This window comes from Sciscionella marina DSM 45152 (assembly GCF_000379465.1).
Taxonomy (GTDB): Bacteria; Actinomycetota; Actinomycetes; order Mycobacteriales; family Pseudonocardiaceae; genus Sciscionella; species Sciscionella marina.
In genome coordinates this window covers 15,735-35,860 of sequence record NZ_KB905407.1, presented here as the reverse complement: position 1 = coordinate 35,860, position 20,126 = coordinate 15,735, and the positions used below count along the sequence as shown (strand labels likewise).

General features: G+C 71.9%; 2 protein-coding genes. Both read left to right on the top strand.

Features of this window, described 5'->3' with window-relative positions; genetic code table 11:
* Nucleotides 1-44: 44 nt before the first annotated feature.
* Nucleotides 45-11,189: a type I polyketide synthase gene (locus A37U_RS0128665; RefSeq protein ID WP_020500121.1), complete on the top strand. Its 11,145-nt coding sequence runs from the start codon at nt 45-47 to the stop codon at nt 11,187-11,189.
* A gap of 32 nt (nt 11,190-11,221) precedes the next feature.
* On the top strand, nt 11,222-20,119 hold the full coding sequence (locus A37U_RS0128660; RefSeq protein ID WP_020500120.1) for a type I polyketide synthase: 8,898 nt from the start codon (nt 11,222-11,224) through the stop codon (nt 20,117-20,119).
* The last annotated feature ends 7 nt before the right edge of the window (nt 20,120-20,126 follow it).

The following is a 20,126-nucleotide window of genomic DNA, read 5'->3' as shown; positions in this document are numbered from 1 at the left end:
GGGCCCGGCGCCACGGCTCCGTCGCCGCTAGGAGGACCACCGCTATGACCACCGACGAGCGCACGCTCGACTATTTCAAGCGACTGGCCGCCGAACTGCGCGAGACGCGGCGCCGGCTCCAGGAGGCCGAGCAGAGCGGTTCCGAGCCGCTGGCCGTTGTCGGTATGGCCTGCCGCTACCCGGGCGGGGTGACCTCGCCGGAAGGCTTGTGGGACTTGGTTTCCGGTGGCGGCGACGGCATCTCGGCCTTCCCGGCCGACCGCGGCTGGGACATCGAGGCGCTGTACCACCCGGATCCGGAACACCGCGGCACGACCTACTGCGATCAGGGCGGGTTCCTGCACGACGCGGCCGAGTTCGACGCGGGCTTCTTCGGTATCTCGCCGCGGGAGGCACTGGCCATGGACCCGCAGCAACGGTTGCTGCTGGAGGTCACCTGGGAGACCTTCGAACGGGCGGGCCTGGACACCGCGCGGCTCAAGGGCAGCGACACCGGGGTGTTCGCCGGGGCGATGCGCAGCGAGTACGTGTCCGGCTTCGACGGGGCCGCCGAGGAGGTCGAAGGGTTTCTCGGTACCGGTGCCTCCAGCAGTGTGCTCTCCGGCCGGATCGCCTACACGCTCGGTCTCGAGGGCCCGGCCGTCACGATCGACACGGCCTGTTCCTCGTCCCTCGTCGCGGTGCACCTGGCCGCGCACGCGCTGCGCTCGGGGGAGTGCTCGCTCGCGCTCGCCGGTGGTGTCACGGTGATGGCCACCCCGGAGACCTTCGTGGAGTTCTCCCGCCAGCGCGGGATGGCCGCGGACGGTCGCTGCAAGGCGTTCGCGAAGGCATCCGATGGCACCGGCTGGTCCGAGGGCGCGGGCATGCTGCTGCTGGAGAAGCTTTCCGACGCCCGGAGCAACGGGCACCGCATCCTCGCGGTGATCCGTGGCTCGGCGGTGAACTCCGACGGTGCATCCAACGGACTGACCGCACCGAATGGTCCTTCCCAGCAACGGGTGATCCGGGCGGCGCTGGCCAGCGCGAAACTCGATGCGGCCGAAATCGACGCGGTCGAGGCACACGGCACCGGTACCGCGCTCGGTGACCCGATCGAGGCGCAGGCCCTGCTGGCCACCTACGGCCAGGACCGGGAGGAGCCGCTGTGGCTCGGCTCGATCAAGTCGAACATCGGGCACACTCAGGCCGCGGCGGGCGCGGCCGGAATCATCAAGATGATCGAGGCGATGCGCCACGGCGTGCTGCCCGAGACGCTGCACATCGACGAACCGACGCCGCATGTGGACTGGTCTGCGGGAGCGGTGGAGCTGATCACCGAGCGCCGCGCCTGGCCCTCGGGCGAGCGGCCGCGCCGGGCCGGGGTCTCGGCGTTCGGCCTGAGCGGGACCAACGCGCACATCATCCTGGAACAGGCGCCCGCCGCCGAGGAGCAGACCGGTGCGCGGACTCCGCCTGCCGCCCAGCCATGGGTGCTCTCCGCCCGTGGCCCGGCGGCACTGCAGGCGACCGCGCGCGAACTGCTGTCCACAGTGGACGAAACCGACCCGCTCGACCTCGGCTGGTCGCTGGCGAGCACTCGCACCGCGCTCGAATCACGCGCAGCGGTGATCGGCAGCACGCGCCAGGACCTCGCTGCCGGACTGACCGCGCTCGCGGACGGCGCACCCGCTCCGGGGGTGGTCACCGGCGATCCGTCGCACGGGCGGACCGCGTTCCTGTTTTCCGGTATGGGATCCCAGCGCTGCGGGATGGGGCGGGAGCTCTACGACGCCTTTCCGGTGTACCGGGCGGCATTCGACGAAGCGTGTGCCGCACTCGACGAACACCTCGACCGGCCGCTCGCCGAACTGGTGTTCGGTACCGAACAGGCACCACTGGACCGGATGGGGTATGCCCAGCCCGCGCTGTTCGCTCTCCAGGTGGCGTTGTTCCGGCTGCTGGAGAGCTGGGGAGCGCGGACCGACTACGTCGTGGGGCACTCCGCCGGTGAGCTCGCGGCCGCGCACGTCGCCGGGGTCTGGGACCTCGCCGACGCGGCGCGGATGGTGGCGGCCCGCGGTCGCCTGATGGAGGCGCAGCCACCCGGTGGCGCCATGATCGGTATCCAGGCGAGCGAGGAAGAGGTCAGCGCGGAACTGCCCGAGGGCCTCGCGATCGGCACCCTCAACGCGCCCGATTCGGTCGTGGTCTCCGGCGAGGAGGCGGCGGCCGAGGCGCTCGCGGCGACGTTCGCCGAGCGCGGCAGGAAGACCAAACGGCTCAACATCTCGCATGCCTCGCACTCCGCGCGGATGGACGGCATGCTGACCGAATTCGGCACGATCGCCGAGCAGGTGAGCTACCACGAGCCCACGATCCCGGTGGTGTCCAATGTGACCGGACGACTCGCCGGCCCGGACGAGGTGACTGTTCCCGGTTACTGGCCGCGGCACGTGCGGCGACCGGTCCGGTTCGCCGACGGTGTCCGGTTTCTGCGCGAGGAGGGCGTTACCCGGTTCATCGAGATCGGGCCGGACTCGGTGCTTGCCGGGATGGCGGCCAGGACGTTGCCCGCCGAGGGCGCGCTGACGGTGCCGGTGCTGCGCCGTGACCGGCCGGAGACCGGGACCGCGCTGTCCGTACTCGCCGAGCTGTACGTGCGCGGCGCCACGGTGGACTGGACGAGGTTCTACGCGGGCACCGGCGCCCGGACCGTGGACCTGCCGACTTACCCGTTCCAGCGGGACACCTACTGGCTGCGCGGTACCGGGGGAGCCGGTGATCCGAGTGGGCTCGGCCTCGCCGACGCCGCTCATCCGTTGCTCGGCGCATCCGTGGCGCTGGCCGAGGACTCCGGGGTGGTGCTCACCGGCCGGATCTCCCCGTCCACTCACCCTTGGCTGGCCGATCACGCTGTCGGCGGCTCGGTGATCGTCCCGGGCACCGCGCTGGTCGAACTGGTGCTGCGCGCGGGTGATGAGGCCGGCTGCGCGCACCTGGAGGAGCTGACGCTACGGGAGCCGATGCTGCTTGCCGGGGCGGTCGACGTGCAGGTCGCGGTGGCCGGGCCGGACGAAACCGGCCGCCGCGCGGCCGCGGTCTACTCCCGATCCGGACAGGACGCCTGGACGCTGCACGGCACCGGAACCCTCGCACCGGTCGCTCCCGGTGCCGGGTTCGAGCTGACGGCATGGCCCCCGCGCGATGCCGAGCCGATCGATCTCACCGAGGTCTATCCGGCGTTCGCCGCCGCGGGTATGGAGTACGGGCCGAGTTTCCGTGGCCTGACCCGGGCCTGGCGCGCGGGAACCGAGGTCTTCGCCGAGGCGGCACTGCCCGATGCCTCGGTGACCTCCGATGCCGGACGGTTCGGTCTGCATCCCGCGCTGCTGGATGCCGGACTGCACGCGATCGGCCTGCTCACCGGCGAGGGCGGAGGTGCGCAGCTGCCGTTCCTCTGGCAGCACGTCACCCTGCACGCCGGTGGCGCCGATCGGCTGCGGTTGCGGATCGGTCGCGAGGAATCCGGCGCCGTGACGCTGCGCGCGGCCGACGGCACCGGTGCGCCGGTGGTCACCGTGGGCTCGCTGACCTTGCGTGAGCTCACCGCGGGTCCGCTTACCGTGCCCGCGGCGCCCGGGATGGACGCGCTGTGGCGGCTCGACTGGGCCCCGCTCCCGGTACCCGCGGAGCCCGAAGCCGTGGAGTGGTCCTTTCACGGCCGCCTCGGCGACGGCCCGGTCCCACCGGTCGTCGTGCTGCCCGTGCTGACCGATCCGGTGGACGCCGCGGGCAGTGCGCGGCTGGCCACCCGGGAAGTCCTCGGCGTCCTGCAGCGGTGGTCGAGCCAGGAACGCTTCGCCGAGGCGCGGCTGATCATCCTCACCACGGGCGCCACCGGTGAGCGGGTCGATCCGGCCGCGGCCGCGGTCTGGGGCCTGGTCCGGTCCGCGCAGAGCGAGTCCCCGGGGCGGTTCGTCCTCGTGGACAGCGACACCGGAGATCTCTCCGGTGCGGAGATCGCCGCGGCGCTGGCGACCGGTGAACCACAGCTGGCGGTGTGCGAGGCGGAGTTCTCCGTGCCGCGTCTCGGCCCGGTGCCCGGACCCGATGTCCTGTCCCCGCCAGCGGAGGAAGCCTGGCGGCTCGGCATGGCCGCGCGAGGGACGCTGGAGGACCTGCGCATCGAGCCGTGCCCGCAGGCGCTGGATCCCCTGGCACCACGCGACATCCGCATCGCGGTCTCGGCGGCGGGCCTGAACTTCCGGGACGCGCTGAACGTGCTCGGCATGTTCGACGGTGAACCCGGACCGCTCGGCAACGAGGTGGCGGGGACCGTCATCGAGGTCGGAGCCGACGTGGACGACCTCGCTCCCGGTGATCCGGTGATGGGTGTCGCCCTCGGTGGTATCGGCACGGTCACCACCGCGCAGCGTTCGATGTGCGCGCGCATCCCGGACGGCTGGACGTTCGAAGCGGCCGCATCCGTGCCGCTGGTCTTCCTCACCGCGTACTTCGGGCTCAAGGAGCTCGCCGGGCTGCGTGCCGGGGAGAGCGTGCTGATCCACGCCGGAGCCGGTGGGGTAGGGATGGCGGCGATCCAGATCGCCCGGCATCTCGGCGCCGAGGTGTACAGCACCGCCAGCCCGGCCAAACAGTACCTGCTGCGCGAAGCCGGGCTCGACGAGACACACATCGCCAACTCCCGCACCCTGGATTTCGAGCAGCAGTTCCTGGCCACCAGCGAGGGCCGCGGCGTCGACGTCGTGCTCGACGCGCTCACCGGGGAGTTCGTGGACGCGTCCCTGCGGCTGCTGCCCAGCGGCGGCCGGTTCCTCGAGATGGGCAAGGCCGGTCTGCGCGATCCGGAGGAAGTCGCCGCCGAACACCCGGGCGTGCACTACCGGCCCTACGACCTCATCGAGGCGGGGCCGGACCAGTTCTCCCGGATGTGGGCCGAGGTCCTGGAACTGTTCGGGGCGGGCACGTTCGCTCCGCTGCCGCGCCGGGTCTGGGACGTGCGGCGCGCGCCCGAGGCGTTTCGCTTGCTCAGCCAGGCGAAGCACGTCGGCAAGCTGGTGCTCACCATCCCGCGCGGACCGCAGCCACACGAGACCGTGTTGATCACCGGGGGCACCGGCGGGCTCGGTGCGATGCTGGCCCGGCACCTGATCACCGGACACGGCGTCGGCAACCTGATCCTGACCAGCCGTCGCGGACCGGACGCTCCCGGCGCGGCGGAACTGGCCGGGGAGCTGACCGGTCTGGGCGCCTCCGTCCGGATCGCCGCCTGCGACAGCTCCGACCGGGAGGCCGTGGCCGCGCTGCTCGCCGGGATCCCGGCCGGGCACCCGCTCACCGGTGTGGTGCACGCCGCCGGTGTGCTCGACGACGGCCCGATCGAGATGCTGAGCCCGGAGCGGCTGGACCGGGTGCTGTCCCCGAAGGCCGACGCCGCCTGGCAGCTGCATGAGCTGACCGCGGGCCTTCCGCTGCGCTGGTTCGTGAACTTCTCCTCGGCCGCCGGGATGCTCGGCAATCCCGGGCAGGGCAACTACGCGGCTGCCAACGCGTTCCTCGACGGTCTCGCGGTCCGCCGCCGGGCCGAAGGACTGCCCGCGCAGTCGATCGCCTGGGGCCTGTGGTCCGGCGGGATGCGCGGCGAGCTCGGCGATGAGGGCGAGGAACGCATGCGGCGCAGCGGTTTCCCGCCGATCGACGGTGCCGAGGGCCTGGCGATGTTCGACCGCGCGGTCGGCCTCGACCACGCCGTGCTGCTCGGCCTGAAGCTCGACCGCGCGACGGTGCGGGCCAGCGAGGCGCCGATCTCCCCGCTGATCCGCGCTCTCGTCGGCGGTTCCGCACGGGCCAAGGCCAGGACGGCCACCGCCGAGCAGGCGGGCGAACTGCGCCGCAGCCTCGCCGGGCTGCCTGGGGCCGAGCAGGAGGAACTGCTGCTCGACCTGGTGCGCCGCGAGGTCGCGCTGGTGCTCGGGCACGGTGAGGCGAGCGGGATCGCCGCGAGCCGGGCGTTCAACGAGATCGGTTTCGACTCGCTCACCGCGGTGGAACTGCGCAACCGGATCAATGCCGCGAGCGGGCTGCGGCTGCCCGCGACGCTCGTCTTCGATCACCCGACACCCGCGGCGCTGAGCAGTTATCTGCGCACCGAACTCCTCGGCTCCGCGGAAGCGGTTCCGGTCGCCACGGTTCCCGAAGTGACGGGAACCGGCACGACGGCCGATCCGATCGCGATCGTCGGCATGGGTTGCCGCTATCCGGGCGGTGTCAGCTCACCGGCACAGTTGTGGCAGCTGGTCGCCGAGGGCGGCGACGGTGTCGGTGAGTTCCCCGCCGACCGGGACTGGCCGCTGGACTCGCTGTTCCACCCGGATCCCGATCACCGCGGTACGACGTACGCCTCCGAAGGCGCATTCCTTTACGATGCGGGCGATTTCGATCCGGAGTTCTTCGGGATCTCGCCGCGCGAGGCTCTTGCCATGGACCCGCAGCAGCGCCAGGTGCTGGAGACCGTGTGGGAGGCGGTGGAACGGGCCGGGATCGATCCGGCGTCCTTACGTGGCAGCACAACCGGGGTGTTCGCCGGGGCGCTGTCCAACGATTACGTTTCCCGGCTGAGCGCAATTCCCGAGCAGGTGCAGGGTTTCCTCGGCACGGCCTCGTTCAGCAGCGTCATCTCCGGCCGGGTCGCCTACGCGCTCGGCCTGGAGGGCCCGGCGGTGTCGGTGGACACGGCGTGTTCCTCCTCGCTGGTCGCGGTGCACCTGGCGGCGCAGGCACTGCGCGCGGGCGAGTGCACACTGGCACTGGCCGGCGGGGTCAACGTGATGGCCTCTCCGGACATGTTCATCGAATTCTCCAGGCAGCGCGGCTTGGCCGCGGACGGGCGGTGCAAACCGTTCGCGGGTGCCGCCGACGGAACGAACTGGGCCGAGGGCGTCGGATTCCTGGTCCTGGAGCGGCTTTCCGAGGCACGGCGCAAGGGGCACCGCGTATTGGCGGTCGTCAAGGGGTCCGCGGTCAATCAAGACGGTGCCTCGAACGGGCTTACCGCGCCGAACGGTCCCTCGCAGCAGCGGGTGATCCGTGCGGCACTGGGCAATGCCGGGGTGGAAGCGTCCACAGTGGACGCTGTCGAGGCGCACGGCACCGGTACGGCTCTCGGTGATCCGATCGAGGCGCAGGCGCTGCTGTCCACCTACGGCCAGGGACGCGCGGAACCGCTGTATCTGGGCTCGATCAAGTCGAATATCGGGCACACGCAGGCGGCCGCCGGTGTCGCGGGGATCATCAAGATGGTCGAGGCCATCGGGCACGGCATGCTGCCGAAGACGTTGCACCTGGACGAGCCCTCCCCGCACGTGGACTGGGAGTCCGGCAATGTCGCCCTGCTGGCCGACAAGCGCGCGTGGCCGGAGACCGATCGCCCGCGCCGGGCCGGTGTCTCCTCGTTCGGGATCAGTGGCACCAACGCACACGTGATCCTGGAACAGGCACCCGAACAACCCGAACCACGGCCCTCGGAGCCGCTGCCGGTCGCCGCCTATCCGGTGGCGGGCCGCACCCCGGAGGCACTGGCCGCGCAGGCCGCACGGCTCGCGTCCACTGTGGACGAACTCGGTGCCGCGGCGGATGTCGGGTTCTCCCTGGCCACTACGCGGACCCAGCACGAACACCGTGCCGTGATCGTGGGGGATGCGGCCGCCGGACTGGACGCCCTGTCCGAGGGAACGGCCGTGATCGACGGCGCGGCCGCGAACCTGATCACCGGTGCGACTGCCCCGGGCCGGACGGCTTTCCTGTTCACCGGTCAGGGGTCCCAGCGGGCCGGGATGGGCCGCGAGCTGTACGCGGCGTTTCCCGCGTTCGCGGCGGCCTACGACGAGATCGCCGCACTGCTGCCCGCCGTGCGGGATGTGGACGATGCCGCAACACTCGGCCGGACCGGTTCCGCTCAGCCCGCGATCTTCGCTCTCGAGGTCGCGCTCTACCGGCTCTTCGAGTCCTGGGGAGTACGGCCCGCGTTCCTCGCCGGGCACTCGATAGGCGAGATCGCCGCGGCGCACGTCGCCGGGGTGCTGTCCCTGGAGCACGCGGTCACCCTGATCGAGGCGCGGGGACGGCTGATGGAGGCCCTGCCCGAGGGGGGCGTGATGGTCGCCGTCGAGGCGAGTGAAGCCGAGGTCGCCGAATTCCTCTCCGACGGCGCCGGTCTGGCCGCTGTCAACGGTCCGCGGTCGGTGGTGCTCTCCGGAACCGAAACGGCGGTGGGCGGAGCCGCGGCGGCACTGGAAGCGCGGGGGCGCAAGGTGAAACGCCTGGAGGTCTCGCACGCCTTCCACTCGGCGCTGATGGATCCGATGCTGGGCGAATTCGCCGAGATCGCCGGGAATCTGAACTACGCCGAACCGTCGATCCCGATCGTGTCGACCCGGACCGGGAATCTCGGCACCCAGCTCGGCGATCCGGATCACTGGGTGCGCCATGTGCGGGAACCGGTGCGGTTCGCCGATGCCGTCGAAACGCTGTGCGCCGAAGGCGTGACCACCTTCCTGGAGATCGGCCCGGACGCGGTCCTGTCCGCGCTGGCCGCCGACAGCGCGACGGCGATCCCGGTCCTGCGCGCCGGTCACGACGAAGCCACCGCGGCCGTCACCGCGCTGGCCCGCCTGCACGTGCGCGGTGTCGAGGTCGACTGGTCCGGCTACTTCGCGCCGGCCCGACCGAACACCGTGGAGCTCCCCACCTACGCGTTCCAGCACGAACGGTTCTGGCTGCGCGAACCCGCGCGGGCGGCCGCGTCCGGCGAACTGCGACACCCGGTGCTGGCCACCGCGGTCACCTCGGCCGGTGACGGTTCGGTGCTGTGCAGCGGGATGCTGCCCGGCGCTGTGCTGCCGGGAGAACTGGCGGACACCCTGCTGGTGGAGCTGGCGATCCGGGCGGGTGACGAGGCAGGTTCGGGCACCCTGGCCGAACTGCGTGTCGAGGCGCCATTGGCCGGGGACCGCGAGGTCCAGGTCGCGGTCGGACCGGAGCAGGACGGCAGGCGCGCGGTGTCCATTCACTCCCGGGCCGGCCGCGACTGGCAGCGGCACGCCACCGGATACCTGGTGAGCGCACCCGTCCCGGCCCCGGTGGCACCGGAAGGCCCGCTCACCGAGTTGCTCGCCCCGGATGCCGCGGACGACACCGCGCAGCTCTACGGCCTGCCGCCCGGTCTGCTCGAACCGCTGCTCGGCACGTACGGCTGGCCGGTCGCCTGGCGCAACGTCACCCTGTACGCCGCCGGAGCGACCACCGTCCGGGCCCGGCTGACCGAGGACGGCGAGCTGACCGTCTTCGATGTCTCGGGCGCCCCGGTTCTCTCCGCCGAGATCGCCTTCGGTGAGCGCCCGGCCGTTCCCGGGGGCGAGGAGCAGAACCTGCACCGGCTGGCCTGGAACCAGGCCGCGCTCGGCGGCACCGAAATGGCGTGGGCGCGCTGGGAGCAGCCAGGGACCGAGGTTCCGCCCGCGGTCGTGCTCGAACTGCCCGAATCGGACGGTGATCTCCTCGGTGCGGCGCGGGCGACGACCGCGCGGGTGCTCTCCGCCGTCCAGGAGTGGCTGGCCGAACCGCGGTACGCCGAGAGCCGTCTGGTCGTGCTGACCACGGGTGCCGTGGCCTTGTCCGAGTACGACGGCGCCGATCCGGTCGCCGCCGCGGTCTGGGGCCTGGTGCGTTCCGCGCAGTCCGAGCATCCGGACCGGTTCGTTCTCGTGGACGGGGACGGTGATACCGCGCTGCTGGGCCGGGCGCTGGCCACCGGCGAGCCGCAGTTGTTGCTGCGGGACGGTGTGGCGTACACACCGCGGCTGGAACCGGTGCGGGAGCCCGCCTCGAATGCCCCCGGACTCGGCGACGGCACGGTACTCGTCACCGGTGGCACGGGCGGCCTCGGCGCCCACGTGGTCCGGCACCTGGTCCGAACGTACGGGGTGACCGATCTGGTGCTGGCGAGCCGCCGTGGACCGGAGGCCCCCGGGGCCGCCGAGCTCCTCGCCGAACTGAACGAGCTCGGCGCGACCGCGCGGATCGAGGCGTGCGATGTCGCCGACCGCGCTGCACTTTCCGGGCTGCTGGCGGGAATCCCGGAACTGCGCGCGGTCGTGCACGCGGCGGGTGTTGTCGACGACGGGCTGGTCGAGGCCCAGACTCCGCAGCGCCTCGCCGATGTCTTCGAACCGAAGGCGGTCGCGGCCTGGCAACTGCACGAACTGACCAAGGAACGCGAGCTCGCCGCGTTCGTACTGTTCTCCTCGGCCGCCGGGGTGCTCGGCAATGCCGGGCAGGGCAACTACGCGGCGGCGAACGCGTTCCTCGATGGCCTGGCCACCTATCGGCGGGCGCTCGGCCTGCCCGCGCGCTCGCTTGCTTGGGGCCGCTGGGCCGAGGGCATGGGCGGCGCACTCGACGCAACGGCCGCACAGCGGCTCAATCGCACCGGTTTCCCGGCACTGTCCACAACGGACGGTCTGGCGCTGTTCGACCGTGCGCTGGCCACCGAACCGGCCGCGACGGTACCGGTGCGGCTCGACCGGACCGCGCTGGCCGCGGCCGCCGGAGCGGGTCTGCTTCCACCGGTGCTGCGGGGCTTGGTCCCCGTGGTGCGCCGCCGCGCGGCTGCGGCCGAGGCCGGAGAACTGCGGCGCAGGCTCGCCGGGCAGTCCGGCCCGGAGCAGGAGCGCACCCTGCTGGACCTGGTCCGCGGGCACGCCGCGACCGTGCTCGGGCATGCCGGACCGGCCGCGATCGCCCCGGCAAGGGGCTTTCTGGACTTGGGATTCGATTCACTCACTGCGGTCGAGTTCCGCTCCGCGCTGGCCGCCGAAACCGGGCTGCAACTGCCGACCACGGTGGTGTTCGACTACCCGGCACCGGACACGCTGGCCAAATATCTGCGAGCCGAACTGCTCGCGGAGACCGGCCCGGCAGTCGCGGTGACCGAGCAGATCACCCGGCTCGAAGCCCTTCTCGACGAAGCCGATCCCGCCGACCCGGACATCGATGTGCGGCTGCGGCGGCTGCTGACCGCCTGGTCGGCCAGGGAACCGGATCGTGTCCCGGAATCCACTGCCGATCTGGAAGCCGCTTCGCCGGAGGATCTCCTCGCCCTGATCGACGACGAGTTCGGTTCGCGCTGACCCCAACCACCAGTCCCCGGGAGCCATGACCCATGCCTTCGGAAGAGCAGTACGTCGACTACCTCAAGCGGATGGCGGCCGACCTGCGCGAAACTCGCCGCGAACTCGCGGATGTGCGGGAAAGGGAGCGTGAGCCCATCGCGATCACCGCGATGAGTTGCCGGTTCCCCGGTGGCGTCCGCAGCGCGGGGCAGCTCTGGGATGTGGTCGCCGACGGCGTCGACGCGATCTCGCCGTGGCCCACCGACCGCGGCTGGGACGTCGAGGCCATCCACGACCGGGACGCGTCGAAGTCTGGCACCAGCTATGTCCGCGAGGGCGGTTTCCTGCACGACGCCGCCGAGTTCGACAACGAACTGTTCGGCATCTCGCCGCGGGAGGCGGAGGCGACGGACCCGCAGCAGCGGCTGTTGCTGGAGACCGCCTGGGAGGCCGTGGAACTGGCCGGGATCGCCCCGGACTCGCTGAAGGGCAGCGCCACCGGCGTGTTCGCCGGGGTGGGCTTCACGGATTACGCCTCGAGGCTGACCGCGCTTCCCGAGGAGCACGAGGGCTATCTCGGCATCGGCACGTCCGGCTCGGTGGTGTCCGGCCGGGTTTCCTATGTGCTCGGGCTGGAGGGGCCTTCGGTTTCGGTGGACACGGCGTGTTCCTCTTCGCTGGTCGCGCTGCACCTGGCGGCCCGTTCGCTGCGCAGCGGGGAATGCACGCTGGCGCTGGCGGGCGGGGTGACGGTGATGGCGACGCCCGGCGCGTTCGTCGAGTTCTCCCGTCAGCGCGGATTGGCACCGGACGGGCGATGCAAGCCGTTCGCGGCGGCCGCCGATGGCACCAACTGGGCCGAGGGCGCCGGAATGCTGATGCTGGAACGGCTTTCCGATGCCCGGCGCAACGGTCATCCGGTGCTGGCCGTGATCCGGGGGAGCGCGGTCAACTCGGACGGACCGTCCAGTGGGCTCACCGCACCGAACGGACCCGCGCAGCAACGCGTCATCCGGGCGGCGCTGGCCGATGCCGGTGTGGATGCGGCAGGCGTGGACATGGTCGAGGCGCACGGGACGGGGACCGCGCTCGGTGACCCGATCGAGGCCCAGGCCCTGCTGGCCACCTACGGACGTGAGCGGACCGCCACGAACTCGACCGCGCCGCTGTGGCTGGGTTCGGTGAAATCCAACATCGGTCACGCGCAGGCGGCGGCCGGTATCGCGGGAATCGTCAAGGCCGTCGAGGCGATGCGGCACGGTGTGCTGCCCGCGACGCTGCACGCCGGGGAACCGTCCCCGCACGTCGACTGGACGAGTGGCGCGGTGGAACTGCTCACCGAATCCCGGCCGTGGCCCGAAACCGAGCGGCCGCGCCGCGCCGGGGTCTCGGCGTTCGGTATCAGCGGCACCAACGCGCACGTCGTCCTCGAACAGGCAGTCGAGGAGGCCGCGGCCGAGCGGATGGTCCGCACGCCCCCGGTGATCCCGTACCCGCTGTCCGGTGCCTCGGCGGGCGCGCTCCGGGCTCAGGCCGCCGCGCTGCTGTCCACAGTGGACGAATCGGGGGCCGAACCGGTCGATGTGGCGCATTCGCTCGTGGCCACGAGGACGGTGCTCGAGCATCGGGCGGTGGTCACCGGGGCGGACCGGCAGGAGCTGGCCGCGGGACTGCGCGCGCTCGCCGATGGGGATGCGGGCACCGTGACCGGCAGCGACACCGGCGGGCGGCTCGCGGCGCTGTTCACCGGACAGGGGGCGCAGCGGCTCGGGATGGGCCAGCGGCTCTACGAGTGCTTCCCGGTGTTCGCCGAGACCTTCGACAAGGCATGCGCGCACCTGCCCGGGGTCCGGGAGGTGGCCTTCGGCACGGATCCCGGTCTGCTCGAGCGCACCGAATTCGCCCAGCCCGCGCTGTTCGCCTTCGAGGTGGCGCTCTACCGACTGCTCGCGGCGTGGGGGGTGCGCCCGGATTTCCTGGCGGGGCACTCGGTCGGGGAACTGGCCGCCGCGCATGTGGCCGGGGTGTTCTCCCTGGAGGACGCGGCGAAGCTGGTGCTCGCCCGCGGCAGGCTGATGCAGGCGCTGCCGCCGGGTGGCGCGATGATCGCCCTGGAAGCGAGCGAGGAGGAAGTCCGGGAGCAACTGTCCGGGGAGGTGGCGCTGGCGGCGGTCAACGGCCCGCGCGCGGTCGTGCTCTCCGGCGCGGAGGAGGCGACCCTCGCGGTGGCCGCGCGGTTCCCGGACCGCCGCTCGACCCGGCTGACGGTCTCGCACGCGTTCCACTCGGCGCTGATGGAACCGATGCTCGCCGAATTCACCGCGGTGGCAAGGACATTGACCTACCACGAGCCCTCGATTCCGATCGTCTCCACACTGACCGGTGCTTTCGCCGAGCGGCTCACCGACCCCGGCTACTGGGCCGAGCACGTCCGCGGCACCGTCCGGTTCGCCGACGCCGTCGAGACACTGCATGCGCACGATGCGAGGGTGTTTCTCGAACTGGGGCCCGATGCCGCGCTGACCCCGATGGGCCAGTCGGTCCGCCCCGATGACGCGGTGTTCGCGGCGAGCCAGCGCAAGGACCGGGACGAGGCGCAGACCCTGCTCACCGCGCTCGGCAGATTGCACAGCAACGGGGCCGCCGTGGACTGGGCCGAGTACCTGGCGGGCAGCGGCGCCCGCACCGTCGCGCTGCCGGGCTATTCCTTTCAGCGCAAGCGGTTCTGGCTCGAGGACCCCGGTGCGGATCGTGTGGTCGGCGGAACCGAGGACAGTCGGTTCTGGTCGGTCGTCGAAGCAGGCGATGTGGGCGAGTTCGCCGCCGAGCTCAAGCTCTCCGACAGCGAGGCCCCGCTCGGCACGGTGCTGCCCGCGCTGACCCGCTATCGGCGCGCCCGTTCGGCGGCGGCCGAGGCGGACGCGCTCGGCTATGAGATCCGCTGGCAGCCGTGCACGCCCGCGAGCACCACCGCCAGTGGCCGCTGGCTGCTGGTCAGCTCCAGTGCTTCCGAGGAACATCCCTGGACGGCGGCGACGCTCCAGGCGCTCTCCGGCGCGGAGGTGCGCCGCTTGGTGCTCGATCGCCCCGATGAGGTGTCCCTGGACGAACTCCCGGATGGCGAACCCTACGACGGCATCGTCTCGCTGCTGGCACTCGACCAGACCGAGACCGAGGGGCTCTCGTTCGGCGCCGAGGCGAGCATGGAACTGGTCAGAGAGCTGTCCGCGCGCGAACCCCAGGGTCCACTGTGGACGGTGACGAGGGGGGCGGTGTGCGCGGCCGAAGACGAGGCGCCGGAGGCGCCGGAACAGGCTCAGCTGTGGGGATTCGGCCGTGCCGCCGCGCTGGAGAACCCGCAGGGGTGGGGCGGTCTGGTCGATGTTCCCGAGCAGGTGAGCGAATCCGCCGTCGCACTGCTGCGCGGGGTGCTCACCGGTCCGCGCGCTGAGGACCAGGTCGCGATCCGCGCCACCGGAGCCTTCGGCCGCCGTCTCACGCATGCCGAGCACACCGAGCGGGTACGATCCTGGCGACCGCGTGGCACGGTGCTCGTGACCGGTGGAACCGGCGGCCTGGGCGGAATCCTGGCCCGCTGGCTGGTGGAGCACGGCGCCGAACGGGTCGTCCTCGTGTCCCGGCAGGGGAGTGCGGCACCGGGCGCGGCGGAACTGATCACGGAACTCGGCGAGCGGGTGAGCGTGCTCGCCTGCGATGTCGCCGACCGGGAGGCCCTCGACGCGGTGCTGCGGCCCGTCCGGGCGGACCTGCGCGCGGTGTTCCACCTTGCCGGTGTGCTCGATCTCGGCCTTGTCGAGTCCATGGACCGCGGGCGCTACGCGGATGTACTGCGCCCCAAGGTTGCCGGTACGCGCAATCTCGACGAACTGACCGCAGACCTCGAACTCGACGCGTTCGTGCTGTTCTCCTCGATCGCCGCATCCATCGGCAATGCCGTGCAGAGCGCCTACGGGGCGGCGAACGCCTACCTGGAGGCGGTCGCGCAACGGCGCCGGGCCACGGGCCTGCCCGCGACCTCGATCGCCTGGGGACGCTGGGGTGAGGTCGGCATGGGTGTGGGTGCCGAACTGGACGAGCTGTTGAGCGGCCTCGGGGTACCCGCGATGGCACCGGAGACCGGGCTCGCGGCTCTCGGCAACGCACTCGACCGGAACGCGCTGGCGCTCACCGTCGCCGAACTGAACTGGGACAAGTTCGCGCCGCCGTTCGCCGCGCTGCGACCGAGCCCGTTGCTCGCCGAACTGCCCGAGGTCCGCGCGATCGCCGAGGCCGAGGCCGCTCGCGCGCAGGAGGGAACCGAGACCGCCGAAGCGTGGCGCGCCCGGCTCGTCGGGATGCCGGAGGCGGAGCGGGAACGCGTCCTCACCGAATTGGTCCGCACGCACACCGCAGCCGTGCTGGGGCACACCGAAGGTGTCCCGGCCGGGCAGCAGTTCACCAAACTCGGCATCGACTCGCTGACCGCGATCGAACTGCGCGGCCGGATCAACACCGAGACGGGCCTCGCACTGCCGCCGACGATGGTGTTCGACCACGCCACCCCCGCCGCGCTCGCCGCGCAGCTGCTGACCGAACTGGGGCCCGCGGCCTCTGCCGGGACCGGCGCGACCGTGACCGAACCCGGCTCCGCGGGCCTCGACATCGCCGTCGCCGGGCTCTCCTGCCGGTTCGCCGGCGGCAGCGATACACCCGAGCAATTCTGGACGAACCTCGTGGAGGGCCGGGATCTGGTGCGCGAGGTCCCGCCGGAACGCTGGCGCGCCGCCGACTATTACGACCCGGATCGCACCGCCGCGGGCAAGGCATACACCCAGCAGGGAGCGTTCGTCTCCGGACTCGACGGCTGGGACGCCTCGTTCTTCGGCCTCTCGCCGCAGGAGGCGCGCCGCCTCGATCCGTCCTTCCGGCTGCTGATGGAACTGGTCTGGGAAGGGATCGAGGACGCCGGGCTCACCGCCGAGGAGCTGCGTGGCAGCCGTACCGGCGTGTTCGCAGGCCTGATCGACACCATGCAGTACAGCATGCGTCAGCTGGAGGCCGACGGTGTCGGGGCGGCCGACGATCCGTACTTCGGGCTCGGGAGCTCACTGTCCGCCGCGGCGGGCCGGATCGCGCACCTGCTCGATCTGCGCGGGCCCTGCCTGACCGTGGACACGGCCTGCTCCTCGGCGCTGAGCGCGGCGCATCTCGCGGTGCAGAGCCTGCGCCGCGGCGAGTGCGATATCGCCATCGTCGGAGCCACCTCGGCGATGATCAACCCGGACGTCTTCATCCAGTCCTGCAAGATGAGCATGCTCGCCGCCGACGGGCGTACGAAGACCTTCGACGAATCGGCCGATGGCTACGTGATCGGTGAGGGCGGTGGGGTCGTGGTGCTACGCCGTGCCGGAGAGGTCGGCCCGGCCGGGCGGGCGCGGGCGGTCATCCGGGGCACCGCGACCAACCAGGACGGCCGCAGCAACGGCCTCACCGCCCCGAACCGTGCCGCGCAGCACGCCGTCATCCGCGCGGCCCTCGCCGATGCGGGGGCGCTGCCCGACGAGATCGGTTATGTCGAGGCGCACGGCTCCGGTACCCAGCTGGGAGATGCCATCGAGTTCACCGCGCTCAAGGAGATCTTCGCCGAGCGCACCGCGCCGGATCCGCTGTATGTCGGCGCGGTGAAGACGAACGTCGGGCACACCCTCGCTGCCGCGGGCATGGCGGGCCTGATCAAGACGGTGCTCGCGCTGGAACACTCGACGCTGCCCGGAAACCTGAATCTGACCGAGCCGAATTCGGTCGTCACACCGGAGGGCACGGTGCGGCCGGTGCCCGGTGTGCTGCCGTTCCCGGTCAATGCCGAGGGCCTGCGGCGAGCGGGGGTCAGTTCCTTCGGCTGGTCCGGGACGAATGTCCACTTCGTACTCGACGCGGCCACGCCCGCCGTGGCGCCGCGGCCGGGTCCGGACTGGCAACTGCTCACCGTATCCGGTCACTGCGAGGCCGGGCTGCGCGCCAATGCCGAGGCGCTGGCCGAACACCTGGAGACGGAGCGGAACCTCGAACTCGCCGACGTCGCTTTCACCACCCAGGCGGGGCGCAGCGCGCTGCCCCGGCGCAAGGCGGTGGTGGTGCGCGATGCCGCCGAGGCCGTCACGGCACTGCGTGATCTGCAGGGCGGTGCGGACACCGACGAAACGGCGAGCGCCGACCGCCGGCGCTTCGGCCTGGTGCTGCCCGGAACCGTGCGGCCATGGACACAGGTCACCGACGAGCTCTACGGCACCGAGCCCGCCTTCCGCGCTGCCATCGAGGAATGCGCCGTCGTGCTGGCCCGCCGGGCGGATCCGGACGGTGCGGTCGATCTGCTCGCCGCCCTGGCCGGGACGGCCGAGGCCGACGAGCGCGCTGTGGTTTTCGCCGTCGAATACGCCTACTGGCGGTTGCTGACCGCCTGGGGCCTGGAGCCCGCGGTGCTGCTCGGCCGCGGCACCGGGGAGTGCGTCGCGGCCGTCGCCGGTGGGCTGTTCGGTCTCGCCGAGGGGCTCGAACTTGCGCTTAGCGCGACGATTCCGGCCGCAGGGGCGCCCGCGATCCCGGTGATCTCCGCGCGCACCGGCAAGCAGCTCACCGCGGCGGAGGCCACGGATCCGGAACACTGGGCCGGTTCTGCCGACCGGTTCATCGACGGGCTGCGGGCCGCCACCGACTATGCCGAGATCCTCGTCGAGGCCGGGCTCGACGCGATCGGCGCCGAAACGGCCGCACAGTGCGCGCCGCGGACTCCGGTGGTGTCCTTGCTCGCCGATCCTGCGCCGGGGGACGACCGGCGGTGCTGGCTCACCGCGCTCGGCAGGCTGTGGGAACTGGGTGTGCGGATCGACTGGAGTGCCGGGGCCGGACCGGGTCGCCAGTTCGTCCGCCTGCCGTCCTATCGTTTCCAGCGCACGCGTTACTGGCCCGAGGTCGAATCGCGAGGCAGCAGCTGGTCGATGTCCCAGATGACCGGAACCGGGAACGAGACCGCTGCGGAACCGGCACCGGAGCGCGACGGACTGGTCACTCATGTTCCGACCTGGCGCAGGGACAACACGCGCCGGATCCCCGCCGAACCGGGGGAACTGGTGCTGTTCGCCGAGCCGGGCCCGTTCGCCGAGGAGTTCACCAGGCGTGCCAGGGAAGCGGGGCATCGGGTCACCCTGGCCGGTGGCGAACCGTCCGATGTGGACGGTTACCGCCGGGTGCTGGCTGCCACGGGCGGGGACGGTCCGCTGCGGGTGGTGCACGCGCACGGGCTGACCGCGAGCGACCGGGAATCCGGTTTCTACAGCCTGATGTGGCTCGGCCAGGCGATCGGTGCCGAGTGTTCCGCGCGCCGCGTGGAGCTGCTGACCCTTGGCCGCTGTGGTTTCGACGTGCTCGGGGCGGACGCCACCGATCCGCTCAGTCCGACGCTGGCCGCTGCCGGTGACGCGATCGCCGCGGAGTACCCCCTGGTCCGCGCGCAGTACGCCGATTTCGCCGAAACCGGGACGGGAACCGGGAACCCGGCGGACCAGGCGCTGAGCGAACTCGATCTGCTCGCCGCCTCTCCGGTATCCGCATCGGACACGGTGGACGGGGTCGCGGTGGCCGCCTGGCGTGGTGGCCGTCGCTGGCTGCGGGATTTCGATGTCGTGGAGCTGCCCGAGGCCGCCGCGGAGCAGGCGTGGAAACCCGGTGGCACCTACCTGATCACCGGTGGGCTCGGGGTGCTCGGGCTGGCCCTCGCGCGGCGGCTCGCCCCGCTCGGGGTGAACCTCGCACTCGCCGGTCGCAGTGCACTGCCGCCGGAGGAAAGCTGGGACGACTGGATCGGCGCGCACGGAGTGGACGACCGGACCAGCTCGGTGTTGCTCGCGATCCGGGACCTGCGCGCGCTTGGTGCCGAGGTGCTGACGGTGCGGGCCGATGTGAGCGTTCCCGGCGAGGCGGCCGCGTTGCTGGCCGAGGTGCGCGGTCACTTCGGCGCACTGGACGGAGTGGTGCACGCGGCCGGTATCGCCGGAGGCGGCCTGTTGCAGAACAAGACCCGCGAGCAGGCGGCCGCGGTGCTGGCCCCGAAAATCGACGGCACCCTGGCCCTTGCCGAGGCACTGCGCGCGGAACCGGTCGAGGTGCTGGTGCTGTATTCCTCGACGGTCACGCTCACCGTCGGCGTCGGCGAGACCGACTACTCCGCGGCCAACGCCTTCCTCGACGGGTTCGCCGCGGTGGAGAACGCGCTCGGCAAGGCGGCCGAACGGGTGGTCTCGGTGGCCTGGGGACCGTGGCAGCTGGATGCCTGGACCAGCTCCGGGCTCTCCGGATCGGCCGAGCTGCAGGACGGTGCGCGCCGGTTCCGGGAGGAGTTCGGCATCGGGGCCGAGGAAGGCACCGAGCTGTTGACCCGGATCCTCGCCTCGGCCGAGCCGCAGGTGACCGTGTTGCCCTTGCCGCTGACCGAGGTACTCGGCGCATTGGGCCGGATGGGCTCGGTGGACGCGCTGCTCGGTGGTGCCGAGACCGGAGTGCCGTCCGGACAGCGCTACCCGCGCCCGGAGCTGCGCACCGCGTTCCTCGCCCCGCGCACTCCGGTCGAGGAGCGGGTCGCCGCGGCCTGGTGCGAATGCCTCGGCCTGGAACGGGTCGGTGTGCACGATCCGTTCTTCGACCTCGGCGGCACCTCGCTGATCGGGCTTGTGCTGATCGGCAGGGTGGCCAAGGAGTTCGGTGTCGAGCTGGCCCCGGCCGGTCTTTTCGAGAAGCCGACCATTGCCGAATTCGTCACCCTGCTCGGCGAACCGCAATCCGACGAGGCGCCCGCGGGGCCCGGCGGGGTGACCGAGGATGTCTCCGCACGCGGACAGCGCCGCCGTGCCCGCGCCGCGAATCTCCGCAAACGACCGAGCCGGACCGGAAGGTGAACCGCGC

Bases quoted from the DNA above. Each gene is read 5' to 3' on its own strand.
- A37U_RS0128660 (WP_020500120.1), top strand. From the start codon at position 11,222: ATGCCTTCGGAAGAGCAGTACGTCGACTACCTCAAGCGGATGGCGGCC.
- A37U_RS0128665 (WP_020500121.1), top strand. From the start codon at position 45: ATGACCACCGACGAGCGCACGCTCGACTATTTCAAGCGACTGGCCGCC.